The sequence below is a fragment of the Psychromonas sp. SR45-3 genome, assembly GCF_014163575.1.
Classification (GTDB): domain Bacteria; phylum Pseudomonadota; class Gammaproteobacteria; order Enterobacterales; family Psychromonadaceae; genus Psychromonas; species Psychromonas arctica.
On record NZ_JACJDP010000014.1, the window covers coordinates 22,513 to 43,462 of the forward strand.

Annotated in this window: 18 protein-coding genes and 2 pseudogenes; 12 read left to right on the forward strand and 8 right to left on the reverse strand. The window is 37.5% G+C overall.

Annotation, left to right across the window (positions count from 1 at the left end):
- The first annotated feature begins 387 nt into the window (after positions 1-387).
- Positions 388-1,410, forward strand: coding sequence for a zinc-binding dehydrogenase (locus H5084_RS09545; protein WP_037072007.1), 1,023 nt, complete (start codon positions 388-390; stop codon positions 1,408-1,410).
- Positions 1,411-1,484: 74 nt separating this feature from the next.
- On the opposite strand, the gene H5084_RS09550 is transcribed toward H5084_RS09545, so the two are convergent.
- Positions 1,485-2,435 carry an AEC family transporter gene (locus H5084_RS09550; protein ID WP_028869697.1) on the reverse strand — a complete coding sequence of 317 codons (951 nt, stop codon included), beginning with the start codon at positions 2,433-2,435 and terminating at the stop codon, positions 1,485-1,487.
- A gap of 285 nt (positions 2,436-2,720) precedes the next feature.
- Positions 2,721-3,398, reverse strand: coding sequence for a 7-carboxy-7-deazaguanine synthase QueE (gene queE / locus H5084_RS09555; RefSeq protein WP_182690302.1), 678 nt, complete (start codon positions 3,396-3,398; stop codon positions 2,721-2,723).
- 174 nt (positions 3,399-3,572) lie between these two features.
- Between queE and queC the strand changes: the two genes are divergently transcribed.
- The 5 genes and pseudogenes from queC (at position 3,573) to H5084_RS09575 (ending at position 7,879) form a co-directional block, all read left to right on the forward strand.
- Positions 3,573-4,247, forward strand: coding sequence for a 7-cyano-7-deazaguanine synthase QueC (gene queC, locus H5084_RS09560; RefSeq protein WP_182690303.1), 675 nt, complete (start codon positions 3,573-3,575; stop codon positions 4,245-4,247).
- 877 nt (positions 4,248-5,124) lie between these two features.
- Positions 5,125-5,379, forward strand: a pseudogene (locus tag H5084_RS20050) (methyl-accepting chemotaxis protein); the annotation flags it as partial.
- A gap of 96 nt (positions 5,380-5,475) precedes the next feature.
- Positions 5,476-5,814 (forward strand): CZB domain-containing protein, encoded by a 339-nt coding sequence (locus tag H5084_RS20055; RefSeq protein ID WP_409077634.1) that lies wholly within the window; start codon positions 5,476-5,478, stop codon positions 5,812-5,814.
- Between the two features lie 284 nt (positions 5,815-6,098).
- Positions 6,099-6,755, forward strand: coding sequence for a cupin domain-containing protein (locus H5084_RS09570; protein ID WP_028869693.1), 657 nt, complete (start codon positions 6,099-6,101; stop codon positions 6,753-6,755).
- Positions 6,756-7,174: 419 nt separating this feature from the next.
- Positions 7,175-7,879 (forward strand): DUF3581 domain-containing protein, encoded by a 705-nt coding sequence (locus tag H5084_RS09575; RefSeq protein ID WP_028869692.1) that lies wholly within the window; start codon positions 7,175-7,177, stop codon positions 7,877-7,879.
- Positions 7,880-7,959: 80 nt separating this feature from the next.
- Here the strand turns inward: H5084_RS09575 and H5084_RS09580 are convergent, their stop codons facing one another.
- On the reverse strand, positions 7,960-9,108 hold the full coding sequence (locus tag H5084_RS09580; RefSeq protein ID WP_028869691.1) for an alpha-hydroxy acid oxidase: 1,149 nt from the start codon (positions 9,106-9,108) through the stop codon (positions 7,960-7,962).
- A 123-nt stretch (positions 9,109-9,231) separates the two neighbouring features.
- Between H5084_RS09580 and H5084_RS09585 the strand changes: the two genes are divergently transcribed.
- Positions 9,232-10,131: a LysR family transcriptional regulator gene (locus H5084_RS09585; RefSeq protein WP_028869690.1), complete on the forward strand. Its 900-nt coding sequence runs from the start codon at positions 9,232-9,234 to the stop codon at positions 10,129-10,131.
- A gap of 547 nt (positions 10,132-10,678) precedes the next feature.
- Here the strand turns inward: H5084_RS09585 and arsB are convergent.
- Positions 10,679-11,731 (reverse strand): ACR3 family arsenite efflux transporter, encoded by a 1,053-nt coding sequence (gene arsB, locus H5084_RS09590; RefSeq protein ID WP_182690305.1) that lies wholly within the window; start codon positions 11,729-11,731, stop codon positions 10,679-10,681.
- 96 nt (positions 11,732-11,827) lie between these two features.
- Positions 11,828-12,169: a helix-turn-helix transcriptional regulator gene (locus tag H5084_RS09595; protein ID WP_182690306.1), complete on the reverse strand. Its 342-nt coding sequence runs from the start codon at positions 12,167-12,169 to the stop codon at positions 11,828-11,830.
- A 433-nt stretch (positions 12,170-12,602) separates the two neighbouring features.
- Here H5084_RS09595 and H5084_RS09600 point away from each other — a divergent pair, with 433 nt between their 5' ends.
- Together H5084_RS09600 and H5084_RS09605 are read left to right on the forward strand one after the other, a co-directional pair.
- A complete protein-coding gene (locus H5084_RS09600; RefSeq protein WP_182690307.1) occupies positions 12,603-13,094 on the forward strand; it encodes an Hsp20 family protein in 492 nt (163 codons plus the stop codon).
- Positions 13,095-13,727: 633 nt separating this feature from the next.
- On the forward strand, positions 13,728-14,393 hold the full coding sequence (locus tag H5084_RS09605) for a YhcB family protein (RefSeq protein ID WP_182690308.1): 666 nt from the start codon (positions 13,728-13,730) through the stop codon (positions 14,391-14,393).
- 392 nt (positions 14,394-14,785) lie between these two features.
- On the opposite strand, the gene H5084_RS09610 is transcribed toward H5084_RS09605, so the two are convergent.
- Together H5084_RS09610 and H5084_RS09615 are read right to left on the reverse strand one after the other, a co-directional pair.
- Positions 14,786-15,439 carry a hypothetical protein gene (locus tag H5084_RS09610; RefSeq protein WP_182690309.1) on the reverse strand — a complete coding sequence of 218 codons (654 nt, stop codon included), beginning with the start codon at positions 15,437-15,439 and terminating at the stop codon, positions 14,786-14,788.
- 113 nt (positions 15,440-15,552) lie between these two features.
- Positions 15,553-16,416 carry a hypothetical protein gene (locus H5084_RS09615; protein WP_182690310.1) on the reverse strand — a complete coding sequence of 288 codons (864 nt, stop codon included), beginning with the start codon at positions 16,414-16,416 and terminating at the stop codon, positions 15,553-15,555.
- Between the two features lie 245 nt (positions 16,417-16,661).
- Here H5084_RS09615 and H5084_RS09620 point away from each other — a divergent pair.
- A pseudogene (locus H5084_RS09620) lies at positions 16,662-16,883 on the forward strand (tyrosine-type recombinase/integrase); the annotation flags it as partial.
- A 193-nt stretch (positions 16,884-17,076) separates the two neighbouring features.
- Here H5084_RS09620 and aspS read toward each other — a convergent pair.
- Positions 17,077-18,858: an aspartate--tRNA ligase gene (gene aspS / locus H5084_RS09625; protein WP_182690311.1), complete on the reverse strand. Its 1,782-nt coding sequence runs from the start codon at positions 18,856-18,858 to the stop codon at positions 17,077-17,079.
- Between the two features lie 169 nt (positions 18,859-19,027).
- Between aspS and cmoA the strand changes: the two genes are divergently transcribed.
- Together cmoA and cmoB are read left to right on the forward strand one after the other, a co-directional pair.
- The gene (gene cmoA / locus H5084_RS09630) at positions 19,028-19,759 is read left to right on the forward strand and encodes a carboxy-S-adenosyl-L-methionine synthase CmoA (RefSeq protein ID WP_028868262.1); all 732 of its coding nucleotides are present in this window, start codon (positions 19,028-19,030) and stop codon (positions 19,757-19,759) included.
- Positions 19,760-19,801: 42 nt separating this feature from the next.
- Positions 19,802-20,788 carry a tRNA 5-methoxyuridine(34)/uridine 5-oxyacetic acid(34) synthase CmoB gene (cmoB, locus tag H5084_RS09635; RefSeq protein ID WP_182690312.1) on the forward strand — a complete coding sequence of 329 codons (987 nt, stop codon included), beginning with the start codon at positions 19,802-19,804 and terminating at the stop codon, positions 20,786-20,788.
- Positions 20,789-20,950 lie beyond the last annotated feature (162 nt).

The following is a 20,950-nucleotide window of genomic DNA, read 5'->3' on the forward strand; positions in this document are numbered from 1 at the left end:
TTAAAGAAAAACATAAATATTGTGCTTTTGTTATTCACATCAATATTGCACATCAATTTATTAGATAAAATTATTTTAAATCAATATGTTAGTTCTTAGTAAAGAGCTGATATATTAATATAAATTAGTTCAAACTAGCATTAATTAGATTATACAAGCAGGTTATACCTGCCTCAAAGCGGATCAAAATGTCAGTAAAGGTAAGGTTGAGTAAGTCGATAAATAAATGACTCGATAGGATGACTCCTAACGTCGTTATAACCTAATTTAAAGCATTTTTTTGAATATAAAACAGGATGTTGTCACCGTACGAAATTACAAATCGTACATTTTAACATTGCTTATATAGGTGCTTTCCTTATAGGCCTTAAGAGATAGAGTTTAACCATGACAATAGCAAATACTACAATAAACACTCCATCAACAATGTCCGGCATTGTACTAGATGAACCTAAACAACAGATCACTTTATCAAAAGTGACCTTACCGATACCTGAATGCGCTGATAACGAATTATTGATTAAAGTAGAGTATGCAGGATTAAACTCAGTCGATGCACTCTTCGCAACAACAGGCTTTGCTCAGTGGCAATACCCTCATGTCTTAGGGTTAGACGCTGTTGGTGTGGTGGTCGATGCCAAAAAAGGAGTTTATCCCAATATCGGTGATCGAGTTATGTGGCATGCTAGCCTTGCTGATCAAGGCGTATTAAGTGGTTATGCAAAAGTGACTAATTGTGCAGTTTCCGTTGTGCCAAATAGCATACCTGCTATTACCGCAGCAGCCTTACCTTGCGCTGGTATGACGGCATTAATTGCATTAGAAAAGCTTGATGTTACAGATGGTGAAGCGATCTTTATAGACGGAGGTGCAGGTGCCGTTGGACAATTTGCGATTCAATTTGCAAAACAACGTGGTGCTACGGTTTTTGCTACAGCTTCGCCACATAATCACAAATTACTTAAAAAATTAGGTGCCGATGCAGTATTTGATTATCACGACAAAAAGTTCTGTGAAAAAATTCGTCGAGAATTAGGTCCACAGGGATTTGATGCAGTGATCGACACCATTGGCGGTGAAAACACCGTACGTAATATAGAGTTGATGCGTTTTTGTGGTCGTATTGCTTGTTTAAAAGCACTCCCAACCTTTGAACGTGAGCAAATGTTCCGTAAAGGTCCAACCATCTGCATTGTGTCGCTTGCTGGCGCTTGGCTTGCAAAGAGCTTATGTGCACAACAAAAAATGAGCTTTATGAGCAATGTATTACTTGAAGGTGTTGCTAGCGGAGAAATTAAAGTGCCACAAATAAGCACGGTTGATTTTACAGCTGATGCTGTTTCAGCAGCGCTACAAGGGCAACTTGATGGTAGTTTTACCGGCAAAAAAGTTGTTAAGATTAGCGCTTAGCATTGAAATAAGTATTGAGGCATAGCATTAAAACGATTGTTAAGCCTCAACATAGTATGACCAGCCCTGTTGCTTTACATCAACTGCAACCAATACAACAATGACACGCCAAGACTACAAGTAAGCAGTGAACCTATTGTCGTCATTGCAATCACATTTGCCGCTAAATCTGCATTATGGCCCATCGCACGCGCCATCACATAACTTGCGGCTGCCGTTGGTGCAGCAGACATAAAGAAAACAATCCCCAACTCGACGCCAGTAAAACCAAACAAGTAGGCGCCTCCCGTTATAAATATCGGTCCCACTACTATTTTTAATAGCGTCGAAAATCGGCAATTAAAGCTATTATCTTTTAATGCTTGAATATTTAAGCTGCCTCCGGTGCATAATAGTGCCAACGGTAAGGTCATATCTGAAAAGTACTGTCCGGTATTAATCACAATGTCCGGTACTGGAATGGCAAGAACAAAGAACACCAAACCGAGCATAATACCAATAATAAGGGGATTTTTAACAATTGATTTAAACACACTGATTAACATCACTGGATTAACGCCCTCTTTTTTAGGCGATAATATAATCACTGATAAAATATTGTATAGCATGGTATGAAAAGCCACATAAACAGCCGCTAATGCAATACCCGCATCACCATAAACATTTGCTACGTAGGCTAAACCGATGATCGCCGTATTACTTCGGAACGCGCCTTGAATGATCACACCATGATCCTGCCTATCTTTGACCCAATACTTGGTTACTAAGATGCTGAACAGAAAAAAAGTAAAATTTGCAATAATAGAGTAAACAATTAAAGGGAAGTCGATCTCTGCATCACGGTTTGTATTAATAATGCCAAGAAATAACAAAGTCGGTAGCGTGACTTTAAAAACAACCTTCGATCCTGTTTCGATAAACGCATCGTTAATAGTACCGGTTTTTCTTAGCAACCAGCCTAAAAAGAGTAATAAGCAAATGGGACCAATAATAGAAAATGAAAATTGTAGTGACTCAAAAAACATATAACGCTCTCGAATTAGTGATGCCTATCAATAGATGACAATAGCGGATCAAGGATCTGCAAATAATAAGCTATTTTTAGTTAATATTTCGCGAAAATGAACAAGGATCAAACATTCACATTACATTAAAACTCACCATGCAGCGATAGTTATTGCTGATGGTTAATCATGTCACTGTCAAAGCAACCAGTTCAGAAAATAGGCGTTTATTTATATATAAACGCAAATACAATTTAAAACGTATCAATGGCCAAGTAGTAAAGCCATTACAATGACTTAAAAGGCTTAATCAATATCTAAATATTTATGCATTTGTATTGATAAGCGCCAGTTTCGTTCAATGCATGTTTTCATACATAAAGCAGTTGCTTTAGGCTTTTGAGAGATCGGTTGTAAGCAGATAGTTTTATCATCTACAGATTTAAGCTGCTGTAATAACGCATCTAATTGTTCAATATCCTTTTCCGTTCCAACTGGATGTTTAATTTCATTGGCCCTGACTAATGCTGTTTTTAGCACTTCTTTTTTGCCACGCATATTAATTTTAGGAGACAACGTAACCCAAGTTTGATCATCGACTAATACGGGATATGTACCGCTCGTTTCTAATTGTATTTGAAACCCAAACTCATGCAATACTTGAGTTAACTCTCGCAAATCAAACATGCAAGGCTCACCACCGGTGATCACGATCAGGTTAGCGGTGTAACCTAAACGTTTAATTTCATCAACAATCTCTTTTGCTGAAACATCAGCCCAGCGATCAGACTCGGTACTTTTGTCAGTTAATAGAATTAACTCTGATTGTTTTGCCGGGTCAATATCCCAAGTGTGTTTAGTATCACACCAAGCACAACCTACATCACAACCTTGTAAACGAACAAAAATTGCAGGGGCGCCGGTGTAAAAACCTTCCCCTTGGATGGTTTGAAACAGTTCATTTACTTTATAGTTTTGTGTCATTGACGTAAAATACCTTATTTGATCTTGCTCACTCTTTTAGTGGGCTGTTTTTATACTCGTGATATCGCAAGATGTAAAGCCAGCAACATAAATAGCGTATTATGCCGCTATCGTGTTTCAGTTTTAAAAAAGTCGGCACGCTATCAAACAATACCAATAGGAAAAATAAGTGCTATGAGCAAAAAAGTCGTGGTTATATATTCAGGTGGAATGGACTCATACACTGTTTTACACAAAGCCATTGAAGAAGGGTTAACCCCCTACGCATTGACCTTTGATTATGGTCAGCGTCATGTAAAAGAAGTAGAAATAGCTCGACAAGTCTGCCAGGAGTTGGGTGTGCAGCACAAGGTGATTGATATTACTTCAATTAATCAAATCATAGGCGGGTCATCATTAACAGATAACACAATAGACGTTGCACAAGGTGATTACGAAGAAAGCAACATGCTCAATACCGTGGTGCCTAATCGCAATATGATTTTATTATCATTAGCGATTGGTTATGCCGTGTCATTAAAGGCTGAGCAAGTTTATTATGGCGCTCATTCCGGAGACCATGATATTTACCCAGATTGTCGCCCTATTTTTCTTGAAAAAATGAATGATGTTGCGGCTGTTGCGAATTATGAAAAGACAGAGGTTCATGCGCCTTATTTAAAAACAGATAAAATCGGCATATTAAAAGATGGCCTAAGAATGGGGCTAGATTACAGCAAAACCTGGACTTGTTATAACGGTAGAGAAAAAGCCTGTGGCGAATGTGGTAGCTGTGTTGAGCGTTTACAAGCATTTGAAAAAAACAACATCATAGACCCAATTGACTATGAACAACCAATGAAACGCTAAACAGCGATACAAAAATGATGTAATAAGTGATGTAAAAAGTTGTTCCTCATAAGAGTGGTTGCACATAAAAAGGCTTGTGAAAAATACTTGTTCAAAAAATAGGCGAGCAACTTTTTACGCAATAGAATTCGGTGTAATACAGCGATATAAGTTGTTTAAAGCATGACGATCAAGTGCTTTGATGAAAAGCACTTTATTCAAATAATATTGCACCTTTCTTTACCTTATCTTTACTTACCTTTACTTTGTTGTACACCCTTTGTTTAATGATGCCTTCTCTGCCCCCCCTCTCCTTTCTATTCTATAATAGAGCAGTTTTTTGTTGAGCAATATCAAATCTTTTCCATCAAACCAAAATAATCCTTTATAGGTATTTGCTGTTTAAGTTAAACCTGCCTACGCTCAAGATTAAATAATAATATAATAAGATGAAGCGGCGCTTCTAGAGGTATGCATGATATTTAATCTCAACAAAAAAAGAGAAATAGAACAATTAAAAGCAGAAATAGACAGCTTGAAGACACAAAATAGTACTATGCAAGATGCTCTCGACCAAGCAACACAGTCTAACCAAGCACTGTCAGCAGAATTATCGAACACAGTGAGTCGCTACCAAAATCAAGAAGAGTTAAATCATCTGTGGTTACAATCATCGGATTTAGTAAACCAAATTAGAGAAAGTTTGGCACACTCGACCTCTGAGTTAATTGACCATCGAGATGGTTTCCACTCTTCGCAAGCACTCTTTGAACAAATCATGTCGATGCTTACCGAAACCATTAACTCTACCTCCCAAATAGCCACCGACACGGAAACCTCATCAGTTGCCGTTGGCCAATTAAATACCGTGATCAGCGATATTAATAATTTTGTAAACATCATTAAAGGCATCTCAGATCAAACAAACTTATTAGCTTTAAATGCAGCAATAGAGGCTGCTCGTGCTGGCGAACAAGGCAGAGGCTTTGCAGTAGTGGCCGATGAAGTCAGAACATTGGCACAACGTTCTTCGACCGCTTCTAACGAGATATCTAGCTTGATAGAAAAAGTGAACCAAAATATGACTGACGTTATCTCCGGCATTAATAATGTGGGCGAGAAAAGCAGTGATATTTCAGCAAGCACAGCATCAATCGAAGACACCGCGAATGAAATTGTAAACTTATCGCAACATATGTATTCAGTGATCACACACTCCACAGCCGATTCATTTATTCAAACCGTTAAAATGGATCATGTAGTTTGGAAGTTTGAAGTTTACCAAGTGATACTGGGCATATCAGATAAATCTGTACAGGACTTTGCAGACCATACTATGTGTCGATTAGGTAAATGGTATTATGAAGGTGAAGGCAGTCAAAAATACACAAGCCATGATGCATTCAAAAAAATAGAAGGGCCGTATTCAGAAGTCCATAAAAATGGTCTAGCGGCACTATTAGCCTTTGCAGACGGTAATGAAAAAGAAGCTATTAAAAACCTAACCTTGATGGAAAATGCAAGTTTCAAAGTAGTTGATTTACTGACTGCTTTATCCAATGAAATAACCACTGCGACCTATCAATAGATGTATGGCGAAAGAATAAGCTGTGTAACGACTCAGCAGCAGTGAATAAATTATAAATAACGTTTAACCTACAAAAAAAGCATTAGCCTCAAAGTAGCCCTGAGACCATGGGGCGCTACTTATTAACGCGTTATAAACTTAAAAAAAGATACAAGATTGTAAAAATGTAACAGCATAGCTCAGTAGCTAAATTGATCCCTCAACGCGATTACTGAGTATAATGGTTGTTAGAAAACTCAACCTCCCTCGCGAACAATAGATATTTTCAAACAAATAGGCATGACATGGCAAATATAAACCTCGACTTTGCAAAAAAAGTTATTATCGATACAGAACAACAACCTTGGATCAATAGTCCAATGGCAGGCGTTCGACGTAAACCCTTAGCACGCGCCGATGATGAAGTTCACATCACTAGCATTGTAGAATATGCAGCGGGCTCATATTTTAGTGAACACGTTCACCCGCAAGGTGAAGAGATTTTTGTATTAGAGGGCGTATTCTCAGATCAAGATGGAGATTATCCCGCCGGCTCTTATCTTCGTAATCCCCCTAATAGTCGACATAAACCCTTTAGTGAACAGGGTTGCCTTATCTTTGTAAAACTTAATCAGTTTGCGAGCACAGACCTTACACCAGTCAATATTAATACAACTCAAGCACAATGGTTACCAGGAATAGGCAATTTGCAGGTAATGCCTTTACATAGCTTTGAAACGCAGCACACCGCTTTGGTCAAATGGCCAGCCGGAGAACATTTTCAACCTCATAAGCACTTTGGCGGAGAAGAAATATTAGTGCTTTCAGGCGAGTTTAAAGATGAATTTGCAAGTTATCCTAGACACACATGGATACGTAGCCCGCACATGAGTCAACATCAACCTTTTGTTGAACAAGATACAATTATCTTAGTTAAAACTGGCCACTTACCTTTTGCTTAGGTTGTTTCTTTGAGTCGCTTATCTAAAGACTTTAGTGAGGAGGTTAAATTAGCTGCTTTAGCTAAGTTATTTGGATAACCTATCTATTGAAGTAATTTAGTTAGGTCACTTAATTAGCTAAATCAGTTAAGTGGCCTACTGAAGTGTTCACCTTGTGAGAATTAGCTTTGTTAAATTTAAAATACACGATCAAGATAAGACAATTCAACGACAATAAAAATAATTTAATGATTAATATTCAACAATATCATATTGTTTTTTATAGACGAACTCCCTTCTTGCAATTTCCTGCATGATATTTATTAACATTTACTATTCCCTAAAAGGCTTTTTTTTTATAAAATGTGATGTTACGCCTGTATTTGGCACTTATTTTCTTTCCTTGATAAACTTTTATCGTTTTATATTAGAGAGCTGAAATGTTATTAAATCCGTATTATACCCAGCAAAACGACACCATTACGATTAGCGCAGAGCAAGCAAGTCATTTTGCTAAAAAAGAATGCCAAGATTTCAATCCTATTCATGACCCTGATTCAAAACGTTTTTGTGTTCCTGGTGATTTATTATTCTCATTGGCTTTAAAAGAGTACGGTGTCAGTGAATCAATGAGTTTTACTTTTACCAATATGGTTGGCGATAGTATTCCTCTTAACTTTCCAGCTGCCGAAGGTGACAATATTGTTGTGACTAATGGACAAGGTAAAAGTGTATTAGAAATAACAAAAAGTGGTGCCACAAGCTACGATCTAGAATTACTTGAATCATTAATTAAAAACTATGTGGTTTTTTCGGGACAAAATTTTCCGACATTATTAATGCCATTGATGGAAAAACACCAAGTGATGTTCAATCCAGCGCGCCCGCTTGTAATGTATAACAGCATGAACTTTGAATTAGATTGTTTAACATTTACTAATCCCCTGCATGTTGAATTAGCAGAAAGTAAGCTTGAAGTTGAATCCAAACGTGCCAATGAGTTCTTACACTTTGATATTTATGACGGTGATAAAGTCATTGGACGAGGTGTTAAAACAGTGGTTGTTGGCGGATTAAAACCCTACGACCATGATTCAATTACCGCGTTCGCTGAAAACTATTTAGCAAACCGTAACGCCTTTTAATTTGCTATAAAACCGTCAAATAAAAACAAGCCAGTTCATAAACTGGCTTTTTTTATAGCTCTCTTTATATAATACTAAGCTTAAGTACGAAAACGTAAATTATCACTGGATAACTGATCAATTGCAGTTTTGCCCATTAGCTTCATATCACGCTCTAGCTCTGCCCGCATTAATCCTAACGCCCTTTCAACTCCAGGTTGCCCTGCGGCAGCAAGCGGATATAAATACATTCTTCCAATACCCACTGCTTTGGCTCCGAGTGACAATGCTTTTAAGACATGTGTTCCCCGCTGTACGCCACTATCAAAAATAACATCTATTTCATCACCCACCTCTGCCACTATCTCTGCGAGCTGATCAAAAGAGCTACGTGAGCCGTCTAATTGGCGTCCACCATGATTAGAGATAACAATACCAGTACAACCAATCTCAACGGCTTTTCGAGCATCTTCTCGGCTCATAATGCCTTTTAAACAAAACTGTCCGTCCCAAAATTTCACCATCTCCGCGACATCGTCCCAGTTCATTGATGGATCCAACATATTCGTAAAGTAATCACCGATCGACGTCGCGCCAGAGCCCATATCAACATGCTGTTCCAGTTGCGGTAAACTAAAAGGTTCATGGGTCACATAATTAATGCCCCACATGGGTTTAAGCACAAACTGCAACATGCCACTTAGATTCAATTTAAATGGAATTGAAAATCCCGTACGTAAATCACGTTCACGATTACCGCCAGTAATTGAATCAACCGTTAGCATCATCACTTGTACTCCCGCCGTTTTTGCACGTTCCATCATTGCTTTATTTAACGCTCGATCTTTATGAAAATAAAATTGATAGACTTGAGGAGTATTCGTTTGTTGCGCAATTTCTTCCATACTCACCGTCCCCAGGGAAGAGACGCCAAACATAGTGCCATACTTTTCTGCAGCAGCAGCAACGGCTCGCTCACCTTGATGATGAAATAAACGCTGCAATGCCGTTGGAGAACAATAAACAGGCATCGCTAGCTTTTGTCCCATCACAGTGACCGATAAGTCGACATCTTTAACGCCGGCCAATACACTCGGTATCAAATCACAACCTTCAAACGCTGCAGTATTGCGTCGATAGGTCGTTTCATCATCGGCCCCACCGTCGATATAATTAAAAATAGGACTAGGTAAACGCTTTTTCGCCAAGGTACGAAAATCTTGAAAGTTATGGCAATCCTTTAATCTCATTACGATCTTCCTTATCTTTTTAATTTTTTGTGAATAGGATCTTGTGACCCACTATAGTCCTTGATTGATTTCTAATAAATACAACATAAAATAATAAACTCTTTCCTAAAACGGCCTAATAAATTGAATTCAGCAGATTTAACGCTTTTTGCCTATGTTGCAGATACCGGATCATTCAGTAAAGCAGCACAGCAAGCAGACTTATCGACCCCCGCCTTAAGTAAAAGAATTACGAAATTAGAACGATCTCTGGGAGTACAGCTTATTCACCGTACCACACGTCGCTTAAGCTTAACCGAAGCAGGAGAAAATCTTTATATTCACGCTAAAAATATAGAAGGCCAAGTCAGTGATGCCATTGCTTCTGTTTCAGCTTTTAGCCAAGGTTTAAACGGGCATATAAAAATATCCGTCCCTACTATCTCAGGAGAATTATTACTCTCCGAGGCTATTGCTGATTTTTGTCAGAAATACCCTAATATCAGCGTGGATATGCGCCTTGAAAATAACTTCGTTAATCTTGTTGAAGAAGGCTTAGACCTAGCCGTGCGAACCGGTAAGTTGGAAGACTCTAGCTTAATCGCGAAACCATTGATCCAATCTAACTGGGTAATATGCTGTTCACCAAGCTACACAGATAAATATGGTGAAGTCACTACCATTGATGCGCTCAAAAAACACAACTGCCTTGCTTATACTTATCAAGCTCAAGGTTCATTTGATTGGCGGTTCACGAAAGAAGGAATAGAAGAAACGGTTCGTATTAGTGGCAGTTTAGCGACCAATAATGCACAAGCATTACGTAAAGCCGCCTTAGCAGGGTTTGGTATTGTTTACGTGCCCCGTTGTTGTGTTTATGAAGATTTACAAAAAGGCACATTGATCAGTATTTTGCCTGACTATAAACCCCGACAACTTGGCGTTTATGCCATCTACCCTTTCACCAAGCACTTACCAGAAAAACTAAGGTTACTTATTGCGCACATTAAACAAGCTTACCAAGATAAAAAAGAATACTTTTAAACGTTAACTCCATATTAGAAAGCCAAGCCGTCATTGATTTTACTGGCTAGCGATCATTAAGCATGTTCAACAAATACGCTTAATGCTTGCCTCCTATTTAGCATCGATAAGATTTAGCAAAACCATAAGGTGTATTAGCAAGCTCTGGGTTGTTGATATTGCGTGATAACAAACTACCTCTTAGCGTTTAAAACTAGATCACTAAAAGATAGTTTATATTTGGATATTGATTAAAGTTTAGTAACTACTCAGCACTCATTAAAACTGAGTGCTTTTTACCAAAATAAAAACGTAAATGCTCAGGGCTAAGCTATTTATGCTTACTTCAAGGCGAAAAAGCGCAGTTTAGTGGTTTAAATGAGCATTTTTCAACGAAGAAATAGGCTTAAATAGTGACGGCCTGAGTAGTTACAAAGTTTATACCTGTCGAGCAGTTAATTACTCGTTACTTTTTCCATCTAAATTACCGCTCCCTGTCTTTATTATTAAGTAAAAACTAAGGGTGACAACTAATCTGACACAGGCGGAGTTTGGTCATTTTAATTCGTTAGTAATTCTTCTTCATTCGCAATGCCACATTAACCAATGCAATTAATACGGGCACTTCAATTAAAGGACCAATGACACCTGCAAAGGCTTGATCAGAACTGATCCCAAATACAGCAATGGAAACAGCAATCGCTAATTCAAAGTTATTACCCGTTGCGGTATAAGCGATAGAGGCATTTTTATCGTATTCGATCCCCATCTTTTTACCGATAAAAAAGCTAATAAAAAACATCAAGACAAAATAGATAGTTAACGGAATGGCAATGCGCAATACATCTATCGGTAACTCAATAATCATTTCACCTTTTAAGCTAAACATCAGCACAATGGTACACAGCAAAGCAATCAGAGTAATAGGTGAAATACGAGGAATGTACGTATTGTTGTACCAATCTTCCCCTTTCACTTTTACTAATATTTCTCGGCCAAGGAACCCTGCTAAAAAAGGCACACCGAGATAAATTAATACGCTATGGGCAATATCCAACATCGATATATCAACCATCATACCGGTGTACCCAAACACTGGTGGTAACACGGTAATGAATAACCATGCCATAAAGCTATAAGTCACAATTTGAAATACACTATTTAATGCAACCAATGCGGCACCGTACTCTTTATTTCCGCCCCCAATATCGTTCCATACCAAGACCATGGCAATACAACGAGCAATACCGATTAAGATAATACCAACCATGTAACCTGGGTGATCGCCCAAAAATGTTAATGCTAAAACAAACATTAAAATAGGCCCAACTAACCAATTCATTATTAATGATAAAGTAATCGCTCGTTTGTCTTTTGTAACCTTACCTAACAAACGATAATTTACCTTCGCCAATGGCGGGTACATCATTAAAATAAGCCCAATCGCTAATGGAATATTAGTGCTGCCAACGGACATTCTTTCATTTAATGCGGCTACCTGTGGAAATAAAAAACCGATAGCAACACCAACTGCCATAGCAACAAATATCCATAGTGTTAAAAATCGATCTAAAAAACTCAGTTTTGCAATGGGAGTATCGGTGCTTATATTATTACTCATGGTGATGGCCTTGTTAAAAGTAATTGATCAAATTTCGTTTAAAATTAATCACAACTATCCGCCTTACTTTAGCTGTGACCTACTTTAGCTATTAATTTAGTCATATAGTTCAGCAAATAGAGTTGAAAAAAGCTTGAATTGTTTTTTATTAATGCGGTAACACATTTTTGGAGGTATCGCCTCCGCAATAATAAATTCAGCTTGTTTTAGGATCCGCAAATGCTCTGAAACCGTTGATTGCGCTAGACCAAGTTCAGAGACTAAGTCACTATTTAAGCATCCTCCTGACTTATCAACCGCGACTAAGATACTCAGTATTCGTAACCGAGCAGGATGTGCTAATGCTTTTGCTTGAGCAGCCAGCAGTTGTTCATTAGTTAACTGTTGCTCGCTGACCTGTAAAAATTGTTTATCTACAACCATACATTTTGTATTCATAAACCCTCTACATAGTTAATCGTCGATTAACGATTAACTATACTAGGATCATTTTAGAAATAAAGAGGTTTGAAGGGTAAAAACAATTTTTTAAAAAATTTTACTTCTACTATTGAAAATAATTTTTAGTGTCCCTAAATATATAAATGTGATGCGATGACACGTTGAAAACACCTCATCGCTTATTGTTTATTTTATTTAACCTCAATTCTGGTTAATGAAAGTGGAATTATATTTAAAATCATAAGACTATATTTTTTGGCTATGCAGTGCCGCTAGTTTTGCGTAGTTCAAGGCGTGGAGTTCAAGGCGAATTATTGAAGCAATAACTGGTTATTGAGAGATAATTTAACCAAGAAATCCGCGGAAATAACGGTGTTGTATTGCTTTGCTTATCCAGAACTGAAGTTATTTACTATAAGGAGAACTTATTATGAATACAATTGATCTAACTCCCCTTTATCGCAACAGTGTTGGCTTTGACCGTTTAGCATCATTGCTTGATAACGCATTAACTTCAGAAACAAAAGCAACTGGTTATCCTCCTTACAACATCGAAGTACTCGGTGAAAATAAATACACAATTTCACTCACTGTACCTGGATTTACACAAGAGGAACTGGATATTCAAGTTGAAAAAGGAGTTTTAAGTGTTTCTGGTAATAGACAAAACACTGACAATGATCGTAAATACTTGCACCAAGGCATTCCAAATCAAGCGTTCGAACGTAAATTTAACTTAGCAGATTATGTTGAAGTGACAGGTGCAGATCTCTCCAATGGCCTATTGAATATAAACTTAGTCAAAGAGATCCCAGAAACCATGAAGCCGAAGAAGATTTCCATTAATCAAATAGATAAATCGTTAACATACCATAAAGAAGAAAAGGTAATTAATGATAACAGTAAAGATAAAGTCGCCTAAATGGCATGTGTTTATGTAAACTATAAACGCGTCGAGTGAACGTTAATATATTTAAAAGAGGCAGTGAGCACTGCCTCTTTAGTCTTCGCTACTTTTAGCTACAAAGTGAGTGAATGTCCAGCTCTACACTTTTCCATATCTACAATATTGTTTTTATAAATGTTATTTTATTGCAATGAAGGCATTGATATTTAGATTCATTTCTATGGCTTAAATATTTTTCTTTCCAAGTTCGGCGAGTTTTCATAAGGGGGAGTTCTTCTTTGCAAAATTCACATATACGCATGACTGTCCTGTATTTATTAAAAAATAAGCAAACTGTAATTAAATTACATTTTACAGCAAGATATTGATAAATAACAAACTTACTTTCGCTTTTTAAGCTCAATTTAGTTTAAAAATTACTGAATACATGAAATTTGATATGCACCTAACCAATCACACCTACTTTTTAAAACTCCAAGAGTAAAAAATTTTAATCAAAACTCATTTATTGGTCAAAGTTAATGTATTTTTATCACCTTATATGGAAACTATTTATAGTATAGTTAATCAATAATTACAGAATAACTTTCATCATTAATTAGCCTTGATGCTTATAACCTACAACAATATCAATATAGGGAAATAAATATGAACGAATCAAATGAATTGTTACCTTTATTCTTCACACTTCTTGCCGGTGGTCTTATTGGCTTTATTATTTATCATATAACACTTGGAAAAAGCAAAGCTTCTGAACAACAAAAAGAGCTTGATAAAAACAAAATAGAATTAGAAAAATACAAAGCACAAGTAAATGCTCACTTTAATGATAGCGCTGAATTAATGGGACAAGTGGCGAGTAGCTACCAAGCTCTTTACAATCATATGGCAGACCAATCAGAGTCATTATTAGGTGACACTGCAACAACTCATTTTCCGTTATTAAAAACAGTAGATGACACTGATCAAGAAAAAGTTGTCAAGCCAGAAAGTAGTGAATCGGAAGAAGTTGAAATAGCAGAAACAGCTGTGAATGAAGTTAAATCAGAACAAGCTGAAACAACTGCAACTGAAGTTAAATCTGAACAAGATGAAACAACGGTAACTGAAGTTAAAGCAGAACAAGCTGAACCTACTGCAAATGAAGTGAAATCAGAACAAGATGAAGCAACGGTAAATGAAGTTAAATCTGAACAAGATGAAGCAACGGTAACTGAAGTTAAATCTGAACAAGATGAAGCAACGGTAACTGAAATGAAAGCAGAACAAGCTGAAACAGCTGTAAATGAAGTTAGAAAAGAAGAAGTAAAATAAAGTTAATAAGAGCCCAGACCATATAGTCGTAAGTGTAATTACGACTATATGGTCTGATCCCGTCCTGAAATCTGCATAATTATTATTTTTAGAGCGCATTTAAAACTACACCATTAAAAGATAGTTTAGAGCTTAATAATGCTCAAAGTTAATGGCTGTCCTCGATTTTATTGATCAAAGTTTATGGATGTCTGCTGCTTTGATAGTTCGAAAACCAAAGGGATCAATATAGCGATCAGTAATGAGTGTTTAGCCAAACAAGGTTTGATATCATTAAAATAATTGTGGATTAATATTCACTATTCATCATAAAATGAACCGCCCTGTGCGGAGCCGCATGCAGGGTGGTGTGGGGGCTAGGGGTTAGATACCTCCGGCTACCCGATTAGTGTTCAAGACTGCGATTTGTCTAGCCAAAACTCATAATCAAGGGCGCGACTTTTGTTACCTGTAATATTTTCTAATGAAAAGTGCATTCCGTAATTAAACTTATCCAGCGAACTACAGACTTGAGGGCTCATATAAGCAATTATTTTATTTTTTTGGATAGCGTAATGACCTGATTCATAATTCTTAATTTTAGAGTGATTTTCTATGTATTTTAAGCAGGCCATAGCACCACACCACATAGAATAAAGTTTATGGTGACTTTGGTTTAGATTAAAAATAATATCTAAATCCATAGATTTGAGTGCATCTATATTTTTATCATTTAGAGTATGAATTAGAAATTGGCGTAGTGTAAGATCTTCCCCCATTTTCTTGTCCAATTCAGAGTTTAACTCGTTAAGATAATCACTTAACTCTTTCTCTTGTAAGCTGACAAGGTGCTGACGATGTTGAATAACTTGCAGGTAAATTTGAACGCTCAAAACGGTAAGAGTTAGCAAAGTTAAAATAGGGGTATAGATACCACCAACATAACCACCTAGAGCAGACCATTCAGAAGGAGTTTGCCACAATCCAAAACCAAACTGATATATATATGCACTTATTGGAAGTATTAAAATTAATGCTATGAATATTAATAGTACTCTCTGATTCACACGATACTCCACTTGAACACTAACGCCAACCTAACCTGCGGCGTGCTGGCGCAGTTTTTTGCGTCTCTTTTGCCAAAAATGCGACAGTGTTAGCCGTCTGGTTTAGGTTCTTGTTATAACGAAACTACCACACCGTAGTTCGATTTACACTGTACGAAAAATAATTGTTGATGTTGATCGTAAGCAAAACCTAAAGAAAAACTTAGCTTGCTGGCTTCAACTCCATGATCATATGCGATGCTTCCCATGCACTTAGCAGTATATTGAGCATACGTTTCTATTTGTCTAGAAAGGTGCATCCAAGCCATAATATCATGCTGTGATTCTCTGTTACTCATAACCCCAATCGCTGTTGGGTAATACGAGGAACCATCACCAAGTACGATAGGTAGGTTTACCGCTAATTTACGAGCCTGTCTGTGATCTTCATCAGTAGTTACTTTTTTTGAGTCGTTGAGCTTTAAGTGAGCAATCAAAAAGGGAAATTCATTATGAATAATTTCAACTAGTTGCTTCTTAGACCAGACGTCATAGCAACCTTGTCCGTGGGAGAATACAGCCAACAAGTAAATAGTTTCAGGCTCGACTATTGCAAACATCACCTCTTTGGTTCCAGTTTCGACGAAGTGAAAATGAACGATACCCCAATCATCGAACAATTGATCTTTTACTTTGTATGCGTTTTTAAAGTTACCTCTACTACAAAACGGTAAAAGAGAACTGCCAGTTTCAGCTAAATGAATAAACCTTTGATATGCAGACATATGCTCTTGAGGGCAGTTAAATAACGATGACTCTATTACATTTCTCTTTTGGGCGATTGGCGTTCTTCGAATGCGATTAATGAGAAGCATAAAATTACCCCGAAGATCTAACTCTTCAGAATAAGCCATAGACTGCCTTGCCAACTCGCTTGCTATGTAATTTTTAAGATTATAGTTAAATACTTCGACCATACTCACTTTCGTTATAGACATAATGACTCCCACTAAGGTGCTAGCCTCTACCGTGGGTTAGTTTTTCAACCAGAGCCAAAATATCTATCAACAATATAATGTGGAGGCTAGCATGAATAAACATAGCATGCTTTTCATTGAGTTAGATACACACAAAACATTTACTGAAGTTGCATATATCGAATACCAGTAAACTTGGACATTCATTTAAAATTTGAAATAACGTTGCTAATTAATGGCAATAAATTGAATCGCGAACAATCAAACAGACAACAAAAAAATTAAATTTTGATAAACCCGTCACGTGCCACACATTACGTCATTCATTCGCAACACACCTTTTACAAAGAGGTGCAGACATAAGAACAGTTCAAGAACAATTAGAGCATTCGGATATTAGGACAACACAAATTTATACCCATGTATTACAAGCTGGTGCAAATGGTGTACGTAGCCCTTTCTCTGATTTACAAGCGATAAATGAGTAATAAGCCCTTATACAAAATGGCTCGTCGACAGAGCGAAACCACTGCTAATAAACACCAAACAGCCCCGATGAGCGCAGACGAACCCACATCTAAACCATAAAGAAAAACAAAAAACAAAAAAAGGGAGATAACATTACTATCGCTAGTAACATCACCTCCCTTTCTATAAAGAGAAAACTAAATCTTAAAAAGATTAACCTTCTTTAGATTCTTCTTTCTCAGTTTTAACAACCGCAATATTTAACTCAGCAAGAGCTGCTGGGTTAGCAAAACCAGGTGCGTTAGTTAATGGACATGCAGCAGACGCTGTTTTCGGGAATGCAATCACTTCACGAATTGAGCTAGTCCCTGTCATTAACATTACTAGACGGTCTAAACCAAATGCTAAACCGGCATGTGGTGGAGCACCAAATTGTAATGCTTCTAATAGGAAACCAAATTTGTCTTGTGCTTCTTCATCAGAGATATTTAGGATACGGAAGATAGCTGCTTGCATGTCTTGTTTATGAATACGAACAGAACCACCGCCTAACTCACAACCATTTAATACCATGTCGTAAGCATTAGAAATAGCGCCGACTGGGCTTGCTTCTAATTCTTCTGCCGTCATATTCATTGGTGCAGTGAATGGGTGATGTAATGGCGTTAATGCACCGTCTTCAAGTGGTTCAAACATTGGGAATTCAATCACCCAAAGTGGTTTCCACTCATCTTTAATAAGACCAAGATCTTCAGCTACTTTTAGACGTAATGCCCCGATTGCTTCAGCCACAATGTTTGCTTTATCTGCGCCAAACATAATGATATCGCCATCTTGTGCATTAGTACGTTTAAGTAACTCTGCCACGATCTCTTCGTTTAAGAATTTAGCGATTGGCGATTGAACACCTTCAAGCCCTTTCGACGCTTCATTGACTTTCATCCATGCTAACCCTTTAGCACCGTAGATAGTCACAAATTTACCGTATTCGTCGATATTTTTACGAGACAGTTTTGCGCCGCCCGGTACACAAATAACCGCGACACGGCTATCTGCATCGTTAGCAGGACCAGAAAATACGTTGAATTCAACTTCTTTTAATAGGTCTGCTACGTCAACTAATTCAAAATCGATACGTAAATCAGGTTTGTCACTACCAAAACGACGCATTGCTTCTGCATAGGTCATTTTAGGGAAAGCACCTAAATCAACATCTAGCATTTTTTCAAAAAGCTTAACAATCATCTCTTCCGTTTTAGCCATCACTTGATCGCCAGTCATGAAAGAAGTTTCAATATCTATTTGTGTAAACTCAGGTTGACGGTCAGCACGTAAATCTTCATCACGGAAACATTTAACGATTTGATAGTATTTATCCATACCAGACATCATTAACAGTTGTTTAAATAACTGAGGTGATTGCGGTAATGCAAAAAATTGACCTTTATGTGTACGGCTTGGTACTAAATAGTCACGCGCACCTTCTGGTGTTGCTTTAGTCAAGATAGGTGTTTCAACGTCTAAGAAACCATTGTCATCTAAGAAACGGCGTACAAAGCTACTTACTTTAGAACGGAATACCATACGCTCAGCCATTTCTGGACGACGTAGATCTAAATAACGGTAACGTAAACGCTGTTCTTCAGAGTTCTTTTGGTTGCTATCAAGTGGAGATGGCTCAGAACGATTCAAAATTTCTAGCTCAAGACCACGGATTTCAATGCCACCCGTTGTCATGTCTTTATTAACTTGGCCTTCAGGACGAGCACGCACTTGGCCTTTCATTTGCACACAAAATTCATTACGTACTGTTGCAGCAATAGCTGTCGCTTCTGGTGTATCACCATCAAAGAAAACTTGTACAATACCTTCACGGTCACGTATATCTAGGAATGTTACACCACCTAAATCGCGCTGTTTGTTTACCCAACCTACTAACTCAACTTCTTGACCAATATTTTCTTCGGTCACTTCACCACAATACATAGTGCGCATTATCGTTTCCTGTTTTAAATACGTTAAAAATAATTGTCAGTATTATAAAAGAAAACCACTGATAGTCATATGCTTAAATAAAAAAATGACCCTGCAACACAATTTAAGTAAAATGCGCGGCAATACTCAGTGAGTAACGTCATTAAACCTTAAATAATTAGGTAGCCTTATGAGCCAAACCGACAATATTTTCAGTCAACCACTAGACAAAGTAGATAGCTTTAGTTTTGATCAGCAAGTGGTACAAGTGTTCCCTGACATGATCAAACGCTCCGTACCAGGTTATGAAAACATTATTAATAGTATTGCGATGATCACGCAGCGTTGTGCCGTCGATAACTCTAACCTGTATGACCTAGGCTGTTCTTTGGGCGCAGCCACTTTGTCGATGCGTCGTGGACTTGCTGAAAAGGCAGGTTGTAATATTATCTCCGTCGATAACTCATCGGCAATGGTAGAATCTTGTCAGCAACATATTAAAGCCTATAAGTCAGATATTCCGGTCACCGTATTACAGGATGATATTTGTAATATTAAGATTGAAAACGCGTCTGTTGTTGTGCTTAATTTCACACTGCAATTCCTGACGCCGGAAAAACGTCTTTCTTTATTAACCAATATTTATCAAGGATTATTACCTGGCGGCGTTTTAGTGCTGTCTGAGAAATTTATTTTTGATGACGAAAAAAGCAACCAGCTATTAGTGGATTTACATTTAGACTTTAAACGTAGCCATGGTTATAGCGAGTTAGAAATAAGTCAAAAACGCTCATCTCTCGACAATGTATTGATTTCCGATACCGTTGAACAACATTACGAACGTTTACAGCAGGCTGGATTTCAACATAACAACCTTTGGTATCAGTATTTTAATTTTGGTTCGATTCTTAGCATTAAATAAATTCATAAGCGTTAAATACATTCTCAGTAGCAAGGCATTGACATGATCGACTTCAGTAACTTTTACAGCATTATTGCGAAAAACCGTTTAAACCATTGGTTGCGTACGTTACCAGCACAATTGCATGAATGGGAAAATAACCATGTCCATGGCACATTAACTAGTTGGATACGGGTGTTAAATAAATTTCCAACGATCGAAACCGAACATATTGAACTTAAAGATGAAGTGCGTATCGGCAATGGTTCTGAGCTGTCGACAGGTGAAACCAAGAAATTAGAAAATTTATTACAAAAGTTTCACCCGTGGCGTAAAGGCCCTTTTCATATTCATGGCGTGCATATCGATACGGAGTGGCGTAGTGATTGGAAATGGGATCGTGTTTTACCGCATATAAGCCCGCTTAAATATCGTTATGTACTTGATGTGGGTTGTGGCAGTGGTTACCACATGTGGCGGATGCGTGGCGAAGGTGCTGAGTTTGTTGTGGGTATTGACCCAAGTGAGTTATTTTTGTGTCAGTTTGAAGCGGTGCGTCACTTTGCGAATAAAGATCAAAACGTACACTTATTGCCATTAGGTATTCAAGAGTTACCTAAACTTGAAGCTTTTGATACGGTTTTTTCGATGGGCGTTTTATATCACCGAAAATCGCCAATGGATCACATCACACAACTTCAAGATCAATTGGTTGAAGGCGGAGAGTTAGTGCTTGAAACCTTAGTGATTGAAGGTGATGAAAATGATGTATTAGTACCTTTTGATCGTTACGCTAAAATGCGCAATATTTGGTTTTTACCTAGCGCCAAAGCATTAAAACTGTGGGTTGAAAAATGTGGTTTTGAAGATGTTCGTATTGCGGATATTAACGACACATTAACCGGCGAACAACGCAGTACCGCTTGGATGACCAATGAATCTTTAGAAGACTATTTAGATCCAAACGATCCCACCAAAACAGTGGAGGGTCACCCAGCACCCAAACGTGCTTTACTGATTGCCAAAAAAGCGGTTAAACCACTTAACTAAAAGTGCCTTGAACGCACTACTTTAAGTTTAAAGGTTTTAACTTCAACGACAGCTTGTCTGCTAGCCTTTGTTTTATCAGGGCTAGCAGTGTCTTTTAGACTACATCAAGATTCAATCAAGTAGTAACATTGTATTACAATGCAATATCACTTAGTTTATTAC